The sequence below is a fragment of the Phycisphaeraceae bacterium genome, assembly GCA_019636555.1.
Classification (GTDB): domain Bacteria; phylum Planctomycetota; class Phycisphaerae; order Phycisphaerales; family UBA1924; genus JAFEBO01.
Genome location: JAHBXH010000001.1, coordinates 2,831,728 through 2,844,042, shown reverse-complemented (window position 1 = coordinate 2,844,042; position 12,315 = coordinate 2,831,728). Strand labels below are relative to the sequence as shown.

12 protein-coding genes are annotated in these 12,315 nt (G+C 62.5%); 2 read left to right on the top strand and 10 right to left on the bottom strand.

The window, feature by feature from the left end:
- Window positions 1–11 precede the first annotated feature (11 nt).
- A complete protein-coding gene (locus KF691_12190) occupies window positions 12–461 on the top strand; it encodes a hypothetical protein (GenBank protein ID MBX3390198.1) in 450 nt (149 codons plus the stop codon).
- Window positions 462–535: 74 nt separating this feature from the next.
- Here KF691_12190 and KF691_12185 read toward each other — a convergent pair whose 3' ends face one another.
- The 9 genes from KF691_12185 to KF691_12145 all read right to left on the bottom strand — a co-directional run bounded on the left by KF691_12185 (window position 536) and on the right by KF691_12145 (window position 9,232).
- Entirely contained in the window at window positions 536–1,573 is a 1,038-nt protein-coding gene (locus KF691_12185) for a M28 family peptidase (GenBank protein MBX3390197.1), read from the bottom strand.
- A 182-nt stretch (window positions 1,574–1,755) separates the two neighbouring features.
- Window positions 1,756–2,376 carry a hypothetical protein gene (locus KF691_12180; protein MBX3390196.1) on the bottom strand — a complete coding sequence of 207 codons (621 nt, stop codon included), beginning with the start codon at window positions 2,374–2,376 and terminating at the stop codon, window positions 1,756–1,758.
- Window positions 2,377–2,504: 128 nt separating this feature from the next.
- Window positions 2,505–3,224, bottom strand: coding sequence for a hypothetical protein (locus KF691_12175; protein MBX3390195.1), 720 nt, complete (start codon window positions 3,222–3,224; stop codon window positions 2,505–2,507).
- 138 nt (window positions 3,225–3,362) lie between these two features.
- Window positions 3,363–5,165 (bottom strand): hypothetical protein, encoded by a 1,803-nt coding sequence (locus KF691_12170; GenBank protein MBX3390194.1) that lies wholly within the window; start codon window positions 5,163–5,165, stop codon window positions 3,363–3,365.
- A 132-nt stretch (window positions 5,166–5,297) separates the two neighbouring features.
- Window positions 5,298–6,152: an OmpA family protein gene (locus KF691_12165; protein MBX3390193.1), complete on the bottom strand. Its 855-nt coding sequence runs from the start codon at window positions 6,150–6,152 to the stop codon at window positions 5,298–5,300.
- Between the two features lie 50 nt (window positions 6,153–6,202).
- Window positions 6,203–6,985: a MotA/TolQ/ExbB proton channel family protein gene (locus KF691_12160; protein ID MBX3390192.1), complete on the bottom strand. Its 783-nt coding sequence runs from the start codon at window positions 6,983–6,985 to the stop codon at window positions 6,203–6,205.
- 211 nt (window positions 6,986–7,196) lie between these two features.
- Window positions 7,197–7,715, bottom strand: coding sequence for an asparaginase (locus tag KF691_12155; protein MBX3390191.1), 519 nt, complete (start codon window positions 7,713–7,715; stop codon window positions 7,197–7,199).
- Between the two features lie 143 nt (window positions 7,716–7,858).
- Entirely contained in the window at window positions 7,859–8,185 is a 327-nt protein-coding gene (rplU, locus tag KF691_12150; protein ID MBX3390190.1) for a 50S ribosomal protein L21, read from the bottom strand.
- 126 nt (window positions 8,186–8,311) lie between these two features.
- On the bottom strand, window positions 8,312–9,232 hold the full coding sequence (locus KF691_12145; protein ID MBX3390189.1) for a cation transporter: 921 nt from the start codon (window positions 9,230–9,232) through the stop codon (window positions 8,312–8,314).
- Window positions 9,233–9,412: 180 nt separating this feature from the next.
- Between KF691_12145 and KF691_12140 the strand changes: the two genes are divergently transcribed.
- Entirely contained in the window at window positions 9,413–10,159 is a 747-nt protein-coding gene (locus KF691_12140; GenBank protein ID MBX3390188.1) for a hypothetical protein, read from the top strand.
- A 60-nt stretch (window positions 10,160–10,219) separates the two neighbouring features.
- Here KF691_12140 and typA read toward each other — a convergent pair whose 3' ends face one another.
- Entirely contained in the window at window positions 10,220–12,124 is a 1,905-nt protein-coding gene (gene typA / locus KF691_12135; protein MBX3390187.1) for a translational GTPase TypA, read from the bottom strand.
- Window positions 12,125–12,315 lie beyond the last annotated feature (191 nt).

Genomic DNA, 12,315 nt, shown 5'->3' with positions numbered 1-12,315 from the left:
TTCTCGTGGCCATGATCACCCCTGCGCCCACGACCAAGATTGATCCGAAACTCTGCCGCGGCGTGTTCGAAGGAACGGCCCCGGCCGCGCATTCGGTGGGCGAACCGGCGGCGGAGCACATTGTCATTTCGATCCCCGACACGTCGTACCAGCTGCACCTCATTCCGACCGCGCCCGTGACGAAGGAAAAGGGCGACCGGATCATCGGGACGATTCGGCTGAGCGCACGCCGCATCGATGTTGTTCAGACCGGCGGGCGCTATGTGGAGCCGGTGTTCGGAAGGCCGCGGCGCGTCCAGGGCACGGTCATCGCATTGGAAACGGATGCGATTGTGGTAAATGCCGGAGTGCCCATCTGGGTGGCTCCGACGGACCAGCGTCAATCACCGGGAAGTTTCGAGGTGGGGCAGTTTGTCAGTTTCGATGCGCTCGAGGGAGCGACGTTTTCGCCGCAGGTGTAGCGCGCAGCCTCGGCTCTCCGAAGTTGCTCGGGCCTCGTGCGGTTGCTGCAAGATGCGAACGTGCGACGTGGCTTCTACTTCGCCAGTTCACGGACAACCTGGGCGATGCCTTCGATGACGCGGGCCATGCGCTCGTAGTCGAGCGTGTCGGGCTTGTCGGAGGCGGTGTGGTAATTCGGATTTCGGAAATGTGCCGTGTCGGTGATCATGATCGCCGGATAGCCGACCTGCCAGAACGCCCAGTGATCGGACCAGCCGATGCCGGGAATTCCTTCAGGCAGGGCGGCGCCTTCGCTCGGGAAGTCGGTGCTCTCGCGGAAGACGCCGATGCATCGCTTGACGAGTGCGCGATTGGAGACGTTGCCGGCGAAGCCGATGAAGTTGGCGCGGTTTGAAAAGAGGAGGCCCATCGGGAAGGGATACTTCTGCGAGCCGGGGTCATTCTTGTAGTAACCGAGCATTTCGAGGCTGAGCATCGCGACGATGTTGTCTCCCGCGGCGCGGCATGCTTTCGCGTAGACCAAGCTGCCCATGTCGGCCTGCTGAAACGCCGGCGGCTCCTCGTTTGGAAACAGAACAAACCGAATCGTGCGATTCTGAGGCCGCGCGGCGAACGCCTTCGCGAGTGCGAGCACGCCTGCAACGCCGCTCGCGTTGTCGTCGGCGCCGGGCGTGCCTTGATAGGAATCGAAATGGGCGCCGACGATCACGATCTCATCGGGGAGTGTTGTCCCGCGCAGTTCCGCCTCGAGATTCGGCGCCGGGCTGCCGCGCGATGGAAACGAATGGTCCACAACTCGATACCCGAACGAATCAAGTTCCGACTTCAAGAAGGCAGCAGAACCGGCCAACTGACGCGGATGAAACGTGCTGCGATAGCCGATGTCCGCCGCTAGAGTCTCGACGTAGATCCGTAGCTCCGCCGCCAGTACCGCTTGTGCAGGAGTCAAGGGCCGAAGCGGACCTGCAAACGTCTCCCCGGGCATTCGCAACATCATCCACCAGCACCAGAGGAGCGCAAGAGCCAGGAGCATGCCGAGAATCGCGAGCCGAACGAGCGAGCGCTTTGTCGCTATGCGAAAACGACGTCCTTCCGAAACCGCTTGCTTCATGTCAGCCCTCCGGAATCAAATTCCGCAGGGCTATTCGTTGTTAGCGTTCACTAGTTCCGCCCGGCCATTGCAGTAAACACAAATTCTAAGCGCGGCGCTGCGGGAGGCGAACTCGCGCCTTTCGCCCAGCACTTTCCTGATCCAAGGCATTCGAGCCCGTCGGGAACGCGCGAGCGGAAGACTTAGAGTTTTCGTCGCCGAAGCAGAATAGATGCCGCCATGCTCAAGGGTGCGAGCGAACCGGCGCTCGGGACTAGGTAAAAGCTTTCCGGTGCGCCCTGAGAGCCGTCGATCGGATCGATCACGCGGATCCCGATGCGCACCGAATCACTGAGTTGTGAGCGCTCGTCATCGGACAGATTGACCGCGAAGAGGTGACCCGCACCGCCCACACCGGAATTGATTTGGGTAAGCAACATGGGAGTCGAAAAATCCGCTGAAAAGAGTTCCACGCCCGCCGCGGAATAGAAAACGACGGAGAATTGACGCAAGGTGATATCGGGATGGGAACCTGGCTGAGCGATATTGAGAACAACAGCAAGCTGCGAGAGATTCGCGCCGGCAGACACGATCTCGGCGATTGAGCGCGTCTGCGAAAACGGCTTCGCGTCGCCGCTGCGCACATCGGCGGAGCCGTTCCAGGCCACTCCGCCGGATTCGCTGCCGTTGGCCTGAAGCGCAAGCACCGAGAGCACGCTCCCGAAGCCTGTTCCGTCTTGATCGAACTGGCCCATGTACGAAATCGACGCGCCGACCGCCGTGGTGCTGGATGCGACGGCTGAAAGAAACGCATGGAACTTCATGTCGGGTCTCCTTTTTCCCGTTGAAAGGATCCGACAGGTGGATGAAGGGTCGCTCAACGGCGAGTAAAAAAAAACTCCCGGCGATCTCGCGCCGGGAGTTTCAGAATGTGCGCAAATTCACAGCGAATTCACGGCGTACACCGACGGCGCTGGCAGGCGATCAAACCTGCCATTGCGAGAGCGCCCGCTCCGGCCGGAGCCGGAACCGGGATGATCTCGACGCGCCAGTTGTCGATGCCGCAGTCGGTCTGAATGCTGGAGTTTCCGGAGTTGCCGCGCCAGAAGCCGAACTGCATGATGCCGCCGGAGGTGGAGAAATCGGGGTTGCTGGAAGAGATGAGATTCCCGGTGTTGGTGAGTTCCCAGAAGTCACCGGCGAGAAGTCCGGGGGCGGAATTGCTCTGCCACGTGTTGTACGTTGCGTAGGGCATGACGAGGATCGGCGTGCGCTGGATGTAGTACGTGCCGCCCTGGAAGATGACCAATCCCGATCCCTGGCCGTTACCCGGCTGGTTGATGAAATTGATCGAGTCCTCGCTGTAGTTGATCGAAGCGATCGCCTGCGCGCCCGGGTTGTAGCTGAACGTGCCCCGCATGTGCAGGCCGATGACCGCGGCGAGCGGGCCGGAGGCGTTCAGGGTGTTGCGGATGCGACGGTATTGGTTCGGATTCCCTCCGACCGGGATCTGCAGGCCGTTGGTCGTGCTGCCGAGGCCGTTGGCGTTGGTGACGGTGGTGAGCGTCCAGTCTGAATTGTTGAAGATGCCGTCGAAGAAAACGACGGCGCGGGCGGAACCGGCGAGAGCTGCGGCGGCGATAGCGCTCCAAACAACTGGGTTGCGAGACATCGTGAAAACTCCTCGATTGTCGGATGAACTTCCGCGCGACGCGTGCGAGAGCTTCATCGCAGCTGAATTGCGCGCCGAAACACAAACCTTGCAGCGGCATCAAAAGAAATCTCGTCCTTGCGCGGTCGGGCGCCGCTGCTACGGGCAAACAAGCGTGTCGTAAGCATTCGCGAAGATTGCGAAATCAAGATCGTCGACAAATCCGTCGAAGTTGAGATCGGCCGGGCAGCGGGGCGGCATGGCGGGCGCGGCGCAATCGAGCAGGTTGTACGCCGTCGCGAACAACACAAAATCGGAATCGTTTACGAACTTGTCGCAATTCAGATCCGCCCAGCAGACCGAAATCTGCGCCGTGGCGCTGGTCGCGCTTCCGCAGGAGTTGGAAACAATGCACCGAAGTTCGATGAACGGAAGGCCGGGGCTGAGCTGCTGGAACGCGCTCAGATTCAGCGTCGCGGTCGCGGAGTTCGCCGCCACGAAGGTGCGCGCTCCGCCCGTGTTTGTTCCGTTGGCCACAGGAATCCAGGAAGGAACGGCGACCCCAATTTTCCACTGCCACTGGTAGCTGAATGGACCGGTCCCGGCCGCGGTCAACGAGACCGCGGCGCCGTTCGGCGTGCAGGCCGTCAGATTGTCCGGCTGCTGGATGATGTTGATCGGGATATTCGATCCGAACACGAACGCGGCGCCCTGAACCGGATTGCTCCCGACTTTTCGGAAGGGCGCGCCGCCGACCGCGGCGCTGCCGGCGAGCGCAACCGAGGAGCCGAACATGTCTCCACTCTGGCCGTTCACCTCAAGAAGTTTGGACTGCTGCGACCAGGCTGTTCCGATGCGTGCAAAGACATACGCGGATCCCTGCGCATCCGAGCCGCCGACGCTTTGGTTGGGGGCGCCGAGAATCGCGGTATCGCCCGAGAGCACGCAGCTCGATCCGAGATAGTCAAACGCTCCGCCGTCGGAGGCGACCAGCTTTGCCTGCTGGCTCCACGCGCTGCCCGAGCGAAGGAACACGTACCCCGCGCCCTGGTATTCGTTCAACGCGACCGCCTTGTGGTACGCGCCGATGAGGGCGGAACCGCCCGAGATTGAAGCGCTCGAGCCGAAGTTGTCTCCGGTCGCGCCGTCGGCCGCTTCCAGCCTCGCCTGGTGCGACCAAGCGGCGCCGGATCGCGTGAAGACATACGCCGCCCCCTGCGCGAGTCGGCCCGAAACGGCCTTTCCGCTCGCACCGATGACGACGGTGTCGAGACCGGCGCCGACAGAGAAACCGAAGAAATCGTTGGCGGCGCCGTCCGCTGCGATGAGCTTTGCCTGCTGCGTCCAGACCGAGCCGCTGCGCGTGAAGACATACGCGGCGCCCTGATTGAAATTTGCACCGGACGACTTGGCATACGCACCGACGATCGCAGTGTCTGCGAAGATGCTGACGGCGCAGCCGAACGAATCTCCGGCGGAACCGTCGCCCGCGAGCAGCTTGGCTTGCTGGGTCCAAACGGTTCCGGTTCGAGTGAAGACGTAGGCCGCGCCCTGAAATGCGTTCCCGCCGACCGACTTCCCCGGCGCGCCGACAATGATCGTGTCGCCCGAGATCGACGCCGAAAATCCGAGCGAATCACCCGAGCTTCCGTCCGCCGCGCTCAGAGTGCCTTCCGCGGCCCAGGCGCCGCTCACGAACCGATAGACAAACGCCTGGCCCTGAAAGCCGTTCAGCCCCACGGACCGATTCGGAGCACCAAAGACGATCGTGTCGGTTGTGGCCGCCGCGGCACTTGCGAACGCATCGCTCGCGGCGCCGGCCGAGGCCGCAAGTTGAACGGGCACGCAGCCTTGCGCTTTGGCGTGCGAGCTCCACACGTCCACCCACGCCGCAACCCAAGTCGCGACCAACATCGCAACACGGGCGAATCCCATCGCTTTGCAGGCGAACCCACGACGCATTCTCTTCTCTCCGGCCCGCAGCGCACACCTCGTCCCTCCGCTGAATCGGGGAAGGCGCGAGGCGAGTCCGACCAGTCTACTGCGAAAACGACCGGCCGATCAAGCGGAATTGGGCGAAGAATCGCACCGGATCTAGGGTTCTTCGCTCTGCGTGTTGCCGGTCGCGGACTTGCTGTACGGATCCGGGGGGAGCGCTTCGCTCGTCACGACGATCTCGACACGCTGATTCGTGCGGTCGCTCTCCCTCGACCACGTGTTCGGTACCAGCCGGTCGCTGTCGCCGTAGCAACGGAGGATGAGCTGCTCCGGCGAGATTCCCTGCTCAATCAGGGCATTGAACACGGCCATCGAGCGGTCGTAGCTGAGCTTCATCGCTTTCTGCACGTTGCGCATCGCCTCGGGCGGGCTGCAGTGGCCTCGCAATTCGATGTAGTATCGCTGACCGCGGAGTTTCTTCGCGGTGTCCACGATCGTTTCCTTTGCGCTGCTCGAGAGCGCGGACGAATTGTCGTCGAACGCGATGAGCGCACCCAGGCTGCTGAAGTTCGTGGGTCTGAGCGTTTGCTGACTCTTGTGTTTGCCCGCGATCCCCGAGGCATCGCCTTCTCCGCGCAGCTCGCGCAGGCGCTCGACGAACTGCTGTTCGTTCGCCTTGGTCGAGTTGATATTGATCGGATTGCCGAACCCTTCGCGCATGCCGATGACGAAATCGAGCATCGCCTGCGAGGGCTTTCCCGGGTCGTTGGAAGGGTCTCCGCTCGACGAGGCCTCACCCTTGGGGCCCATGTTCATCGCGAGCAGGATGACGAAGAAGCCCATCATGAGCGCGACGTTATCGGCGAACGAAATGAGCCACTCGGGCGCACCCTCGTGTTCGCCCTCGGCGTGGCCGCCGCCCCCGTGATGCCCGCCGCCGTGATGGCCACCACCGTGGGATGCGCCTCCCTCGTGGCCTTCTTCGTGTTTGTCTTTGTGCGCGTCGGCCATGGTGGTTCTTCATCTGCACCACTCGTGCAGGGCGACGAGTGGTGACACGGTCATGCCGCGGCCTTGAATGGATCGCGGCGCACCGAGGGGATGAACGCGAGCATCTTGTCGAGTGTGACGCGAGGGTTATCGCCCGCCTGAACGCTGAGAATGGCCTGGACCATCATCTCGCGGTTGAGGATCTCTTCGCCCGACTTGATACCGAGCTTGTCGCCGATGGGACCGGCGACGGCGTTGGCGATAATCGCGCCGTACATCGTGGCGACGACGGCGATGGCGAGTGCATGGCCCAGGGCGCCGATGTCGGCGCTGGCGAGCTGACCGAACATGCCGACCTGACCGACCAGCGTTCCGACCAGTCCGTATCCGGGCCCGTAGAGCTTGATGAGATCGAAGAACTTCTTGCCGGCCTTGTGGCGATCCTGCATGGCGAGGACTTCCATGCGGAGCGTTGCTTCGATGCTCGCGGGTTCAACGCCGTCGATCGCCATCTTGAGCCCGGCGGCCAAGAACGGGTCCTTGATCTTCGCGATCTCGGGCTCGAGAGCAAGAATTCCGTCGCGCCGGGCCTTGTCCGAGAGCGACTGAACGGTCTGGATGACTTCGTTGGCGCTCATGCCCTTCTGGAACAGGAACGTCTTGATGTAACCCGGAACCTGCTTGAGTTTCTCCATCGGCATCGCGATGAACACGACGGAGACCGAGCCGCAACCCACCATCAGCACGCCTTCCAGCGAATAGAACATCAGCAGGTTGCCGTGCGAGACTTCGAAGACGACGAAGCCGAGCGCCGCAACGCCGATGAGGATGCCGATGATGGAGGCTTTGTCCATGGAGAATGCGCCTCTGACGAACGTGCCGGATACACCGGTGCGAGCGCGAAGCGCGAACACACCGGACCCCCACTCGATCGGCGAGGGACCGGGGCGGGCTGAGGGCGGGCGTGGGCGGCGTGCGACGAATAAACGGACGGACGCCGGTCGCGCCGGGTGTGACGGTCGTGCGCGAGCCCGATTCGATTATCGGGCAGTGGATTGAGTGAGGTCAGGCGCGGACAAAGGTGCCCCGAGTCCGATCTTTCTTGACGCCCGGGAATGCGAGCGCCCGTCCATGCGCGACGCAATACACGCCGGGTGCGAGCAGGCCCGCGGCGAAGATCGCCTCGTTCAAGTTCTGCAGGGCGTCCGACCGCTTCATTTCGAAGGGACGCATCGCGCCCGTGAGGACAATGGGGATACGAGGCGAGGGTATTTCCTGGAGGATTCGTTCACCCGTCAAAGCGAGCGTGTCGGTCCCGTGCAGGATGACGATGCCGCCGGACTGCGTCGCGTGTTCCGGCGAGCCGCCCGCGGCACGCACAGCGCCGACGATGGCGGCGCGATCTTCGTCTGTCATCTCGAGGCTGTCTTTGCTGAGTACTTCGATCGTGCGGATCGTCTTGTCGATCAACCGCAGCCGGGAAAGCATGCGCCGGACGATCGACCGGCGATTCGCGAGGCTGCCGCTCGCCTCGTCGTAGGTTTTTTCGATTGTACCGCCGGTGGTGATGAGGGTGAGGAGCATGGGGAAGGCACTAGTCAACAGGCACTAGGGAAAGAGACAAAGTGAAGCGTACCCCCAAAAAAGAAAACGGCACGGTGAGGACCGTGCCATTCCGAATTCTGTTCTTCACGAGTGCCTAGTGCCTAGTGCCAAATGTCTGCCCATCACCCGTTGATCGAGGTGATCTTGATCTTGGTGTACTTCTGGCGGTGGCCGGTCTTTTTGCGCCAGGTCTTCTTCTCACGGAAGTGGTGCACGTAGATCTTTTCGCCGGCCACGATCGGATCGACGACCTCGGCCTTGACCGAAGCACCGGCGACATAGGGCTGCCCGATCTTGGCCTCGCCGCCTTCTTTGCCGACGACAAGCACCTTGTCAAACGTGAGGGCGGAACCGACCTTGGCGTTGCCCTGCTCGGTCAGGTCGACGAGGATTTCCTCGCCCTGAACGACTTTGCGCTGGCCGCCGAATTCTTCGATAATCGCGTACATGCCGAACTCCAAGATCCCGCTGGGGGGTTGAGATACTAGGCAGGTCCGGGCGTTTTTTCGAGATTGGAGAGGGCAAGTGGTGCCCCCATCGCGGTTTGCAGGCCCCGGAGGCGTCTAGGTCGGCCCTTATTCGCTGCGACCGGTTTGGGAGCCTGCCGCGGGTTCGGTGTGAATGAGGACGTCCCGGACGTTCGGAAGCCCCGCCCGGACGGCGTCCTTGACCGCGTGGGCGACGGCGTGGGAGTCCCGGACCGTCATCCCGCCGTCCATCCAGACGTGCATGTCGATCCAGTAGAGGACGCCGCTCTTGCGGGCGAAAGCCTTCTGCACGAGCACGACTCCCGGCACTGCGGAAGCGATCTGTCGAGCCTGTTCCGCGACCGAGTCGGATTGCTCGTCGAGCAACTCACGCAGCGGCGTGCGCATGATGCGGCAGGCGTTTGTGATGATGATCGCGGAGGCAAAGAGCGCGGCCCAATCATCGGCGGGCGCCCAGGCGTCGGTTCCGGTCCGCCAGTTTCCGAACAGGGCGATGCTGATTCCGATGAACGCCGCGAGAGAGGTGATCGCGTCGGCGCGATGATGAAACGCATCGGTCGCGAGCGCGGTTGAACCTTCGGCCCGAGCGCGCCTGCGCCCGGCGCGATAGAAGATCTCTTTGGTGACGACGACCAGAATCAGCACCAGCAGTGTCCACCAGGCGGGGGGGTGGTGAGGCGTGATGATTTCGCGAATCGCCTCGATCGCGATTCCGATGCCGGCCAGGAGAACGAGAAACGAGACCGCAAGCGCCGCAAGGGGTTCGGCCTTGCCGTAGCCGTAGGGGTGTTGCTCGCTCGCCGGACGGGATGAAATCAGGAGTCCGCCCCAGATCACGCCGGAACCCACGATGTCTGCGAGTGATTCGATCGCATCGGCGATCAGCGCGTAGCTGTGGCCGACGATTCCCGCCACCAGTTTCACGACCGCAAGCAGCATGTTCGCGATCAGACCCGCCAGCGCGTAGCGGCGGGAGGATCGGTTCTTGGACGCTGGGCTTGGCGGCATGCAGAGCGATGGTATCGGACCGCGCTTGCGCACTCTCTCTGATCGCTGCAGACCGGCGTGCGGGAATCAGAACGCCGGCTGAGTGGTTGCCGCAGCGCCGTTGCATTGTGAGGCTTGGGGAAGGACCGGGAGTGTTTTCCGGGGGTCTCGGGGGGAGTTCCTTCAACGGGGGCGTGGATCATGAAAACGGTCAGAAACATCGTCGCCATGACGGGAGCCATCGCGGTTTGCTGCGCTGCGAACGCGGGCTTCTTTGCCGACTTCGAGACGTACGCACCGAACCAGAGACTGCAGGGCGTGGACGGGTGGAAGGGTTGGAACAACGCGTCCACCGTCGCCGGTCTCGTCAGCAGCTCCATGGCGTACGACAGCGACCGTTCTTTGCGGATCTCAGGAACCGCGCAGTCGTCGACTGATGCGGTCCATGAATTCTCGGGAGCGACTTCCGGTGTATGGACAGTCTCCGCGATGCAGTATCTGGGCGCGAACCAGAAGGGTTCCACGTACTTCATCCTGATGAACAAGTACAACGAGAACGCGAACAATAACAACGCCTTCTGGAGCACACAGCTCCGGTTCGACCTGAGCGCCGGTCGCGTCTACGACGATTTCCGCGGCGGATCGGCCTCGATCGTAACGAATCAGTGGGTGTCGATCCGCGTCGACATCGACCTGACGAACAACACCGTCAAGCACTACTACAACGACATCCTGATCAGTTCCGGTACATGGACCACGGGGTCGGCTTCGAAAAAAGCGATCGCGTCGATCAACTTGTATACGGGAGCGAAGAACGACGCGTACTACGACGACATCTCGATCGGCAGCAGCTCTGAGTTCAGCGCGTCGCGCATTCCCGCGCAGGGCTCGATCGCGACCATGGCGGTCGCGGGATTGTGCATGATGCCTCGGCGTCGGCGCAGGTAACGGAAAACAGCCGATTCTTCCGATCACGCAGGAGCGGGCCAGGCGCCCGCTCCTTTTGCCTTAGGCGCTCGCGGCCTCCGCCTTGTCGCGGCTCTGGCGTTCGGCGCGCTTGCGGGATGATTCGTCGAGGATTTTCTTCCGCAGGCGGATGCTCGCGGGCGTCACCTCGACAAGTTCATCGTCCTCGATGTACTCGAGAGCGTACTCGAGCGTGATTTTGCGGGGTGCTTTCAACACGACCGTCGCTTCCTTGCTCGCGGCACGGATGTTGGTGAGGTGTTTCAGTCGCGTGCAGTTGATGACAAGGTCGTTGTCGCGGTTGTGCTCGCCGACGATCTGCCCGGCGTAGACTTTTTCCTGCGGGATGACGAACATCACGCCGCGATCGGCGAGCTGTTCGAGGGCGTAGGTTGTGACGGCGCCGGATTCGAGGCTGATGAGAACGCCCATGGCGCGGTGGCTCATCTCGCCGCTGACGGGCGCAAATTTGAGGAACGAATGCGTCATGATCGCCTCGCCCTGCGTCGCGGTGAGGACGCGCCCCCGCATGCCGATAAGCGAGCGCGAGGGAATCTCGAACTTGAGGTGCGTGAGATCGTTGCCCCGGGGCTCCATTTTCTTGAGTTCGCCCTTGCGTCCGCCGACGAGTTCCATCACGGCGCCGACGGAGGAGTTGGGAGCATCGATGACGAGTTCTTCAACCGGCTCGTGAGGCGCGCCGTCGATCTCGCGGATGATGACCTCGGGCTTGCCGACCGAGAGTTCGAATCCTTCGCGGCGCATGTTCTCGATGAGGATTCCCAGGCTCAGAACGCCGCGGCCGGAAACCATGAACTCGTCGGCGGTGCGCCCGGATTCGACGCGCATCGCGACGTTGCGCTCCAGTTCCTTGAACAGGCGCTCGCGGATCTGGCGGCTGGTGACGTACGTGCCGTCCTGGCCGGCGAACGGTGAATCGTTGATGCGGAAGAGCATCGTCATCGTCGGCTCGTCGATCGTGACCGGCGGCAGCGCGATCGCGTTTTCCGGGTCGGCCACCGTGTCGCCGATGTCCACGCTTTCGAGCCCGACGAGCGCACACAAGTCGCCCGCTTCGATCGTCGCAACTTCGCTGCGCTTCAGACCTTCGAAGCGCATGAGTTTGGCGACCTTGGTGTTCACGCGCTTTCCGTCGCGCTTGAGCACGGCGACCTGCTGACCGGCCTTGATCTGGCCGGAGAAAATGCGGCCGATGCCGATGCGCCCGACATAGTCGTTGTAATCGAGGTTGGTGACGAGCACCTGGAGCGGCTTCTCGATCTCGGCCCGCGGCGGCGGCACGTGCTTCACGATCGCCTCAAAAATATCGCGAAGATCCGTTGGCTTGGGCTGACCCTCGGGCACCGGCCACGCGGTGGTCGCCCAGCCGTCGCGCCCGGCGCAGTACACCGTGGGGAAGTCGAGCGCGAGTTCTTCGGCGCCGAGTTCGACAAACAGGTCGAATACTTCGTGCATGACATCCATCGGGCGACCGTCGGGTCGATCGATCTTGTTCACGATCACGACCGGCTTCAGCCCGGCTTCGAGCGCCTTGGTCAACACGAACTTGGTCTGCGGCATCGGTCCGTCGAACGAATCGACGAGCAGGAGCACGCCGTCGGCCATTCGCAGCACGCGTTCAACTTCTCCGCCGAAGTCGGCGTGGCCCGGCGTGTCGATGATGTTGATGCGGTAAGTGACGCCGTCGAGACCGGTGTAGTTGACCGCGCAGTTCTTCGACAGGATGGTGATGCCGCGCTCGCGTTCGAGCGGGTTCGAATCCATGATCAGGCCGTGCTGCCCGCCTTCGAGCTTTTCGAGTTCGCCGGCGCGGAAGTTGCCCGACTGCTTGAGAAGATTGTCGACCAGCGTCGTCTTTCCATGGTCGACATGGGCGATGATCGCGACGTTGCGGATGAGCGGGTTGACGGGCGGATTCGTGGTCATGGGGCGTCGCGATCTGGAGGGAAAACACGGAGGGTGGGGGCGGGGCTGGAATTCCAACTCCGTCCGCGGCAATGGCTTACAAACAGGTGGACGGACGGCAGCGACGCCCGAACAGGTCCATTCTAGGGGGGAAGAAAGGGATCGTCTTCGCGCGTTGGGGGATTCTGAGAGGCTCAGAAACCGCGGCGTGA